This window comes from Teichococcus oryzae (assembly GCF_008386565.1).
GTDB classification, from domain to species: Bacteria; Pseudomonadota; Alphaproteobacteria; order Acetobacterales; family Acetobacteraceae; genus Pseudoroseomonas; species Pseudoroseomonas oryzae.
Map to the genome: position 1 here is coordinate 1 of NZ_VUKA01000058.1, position 1975 is coordinate 1975.

2 protein-coding genes are annotated in these 1975 nt (G+C 64.5%); one reads left to right on the top strand and one right to left on the bottom strand.

The window, feature by feature from the left end; translation table 11 throughout:
- Positions 1-51: 51 nt before the first annotated feature.
- Positions 52-894, top strand: coding sequence for a replication initiation protein RepC (gene repC, locus F0Q34_RS21460; RefSeq protein ID WP_149814409.1), 843 nt, complete (start codon positions 52-54; stop codon positions 892-894).
- Between the two features lie 159 nt (positions 895-1053).
- On the opposite strand, the gene F0Q34_RS21465 is transcribed toward repC, so the two are convergent.
- Complete coding sequence (locus F0Q34_RS21465; RefSeq protein WP_149814410.1) at positions 1054-1557, bottom strand: YciE/YciF ferroxidase family protein; 504 nt, start codon at positions 1555-1557, stop codon at positions 1054-1056.
- Positions 1558-1975 lie beyond the last annotated feature (418 nt).

Below are 1975 nucleotides of genomic sequence, written 5' to 3' on the forward strand. Positions count from 1 at the left end.
CGTGTCTTGCTCATCGGACACCTTCCTCGCTCCAAGGGAGCTTACTCAGGGGTGTCCATCAATTCGAAGGAAGATCAGGCAGCGCACCGCCAGGAGGTCAGGATGTGGCGCCGGGAATGCAGTGCCTGGTCGCGCAAGATGCTCTCGCTCGCCGACCACGGCCTCGCAGAGAAGCTGGGCCAGCTGGATTGGCCGTCCCTCGCCGCCGAGACCCAGAGGCTCGCCGCGATGGCCCAGGCCGGGCGCGATCCCTTGGAACTTGCCGCGATCACGGCTCGCCTCCGGCGCCTCTACGGGGAGGCCGCACAGCAGCTGCAGGCGGTCCCGCCAGCGGCGGAGTCAGTGGAAAGTGCACCCCAGGATGCGCTGCAGGACACCCCTATTACACCTACAGATCAGCTCTTGATTGCTAAAGCAATTGCAGCAGCGGGTGGTGATGCGGCTCCGGGAGGTGGCAGGTCGCGCGTTGCTGGCCATGTCGCGGTGCAGGAGCCATCCGGCTCATGCGGCGGTCTGCTCAAGGGGTTCCCCATGAGCCCTGCCCTGTTGCTGCACCTCGTTCCCGCCTACAGGAAGTGGGTGGGGTCGGCCGCGCCAAGCTGGAGCGAGATCCAGCGGGCCTGCGACGTGGTGCGAGGTCACCTCGGGATCCCGTCTCAAGTCTATGGACAGGCCAGGGCCATGTTCGGAACCGACGGGGCCGCGGTGGTCATCGGCACGATTGCCGTCAAGCACGCCATGCTGCGCGTCGGAAATCCAGCCGGCTATCTACGACGCATGGTGGAACGTCACCGGAGTGGCGAGCTGAACCTTGATCGCACGCTGCACGGGCTTGCTGCAGCGGCAAGAAGCCGGCAGCGCAGCGTTGGCTCCCTCCGCCAGTCACCAAGATGACGTCTCACGAACCCGAACGGGTGCTCTTCTCCGGTGACGCCTCGGGGCTGTGCACCGTTCGAACAGGCGCTGAGGGTACCCACCACCCGGCGTCAGCCGGCTCCGAAGGGCCTATGCTCATGGCAGGAGGGGAGCGACGCCGCTCCCCGATGCGCCGCCTCAGACAGCCTGCTTGTTCACGCGGCTCTCGGCGATGGTGGTCAGCTTCGCATCCGTCGCCTTCTCTTCCTCCAGGGTTTCCTGCAGGACGCTCGCGCAGTCCTGGCGGCCGAGTTGCTTGGCGAGGGCCACGAGAGTGCCGTAGCGGGTCATCTCGTAATGCTCAACGGCCTGCGCCGAAGCCAGCATGGCCGCGTCGAGCACCTGCGGGTCGTCACAGTCGCCCATGACTTCCTTGGCCTCGGCCAGGATGCCATCCATGGCGGCGCAGGTGACACCCTTCACCGGCTGGCCATGCATGTTGAAAACTTTTTCCAGCCGCTGCACCTGGTTCTTCGTCTCAGCCAGATGCTGCTCGAAAGCACTCTTGAGCTGAGGATCGGATGCCTTCTCGATCATGGTCGGCAGGTTCTTCGTGATCTGCTGCTCGGCGTAGTAGATATCCTGCAGCGTATGAACGAAGAGGTCATCCAGGGTTTTGATGGGTTTGGAAAACAGGCCCATGATTCGCCTCCTTTGTCGCGGAATGGCGTGCTGATCCACAACTTCATGGCCTCGCCGTGCAGGAGCGGACACGCAAAGCAGCGCAGGATTGCGCAAGCGCCACTGGCTCTATGAACGGCCGGGCCGACCTGTCGTTGCTGACAAGGCCAGGCTGGAAGCCGCTTGGTCTGCGCCGATGCTCATGCCGCAGGCGGCTTCCGGAGGTGTCTTGTCGCCTCCCGCTGACGGTCCACTGCAATGACCGCGGGACGCGGCCGGCGGTGATCAGGGCGTTCAACGTTGTTCCGCTGGCGGGATGGTCGTTCACCACACCCTTCACCATCAATCTTGCCGTTCACCCCTGGCCACGATCTGCATCTGCCCGTCCGGCAATGGCCGCTGCAGCTCCCTCGCAATCTCCCACGGCGCCTCCATCCAG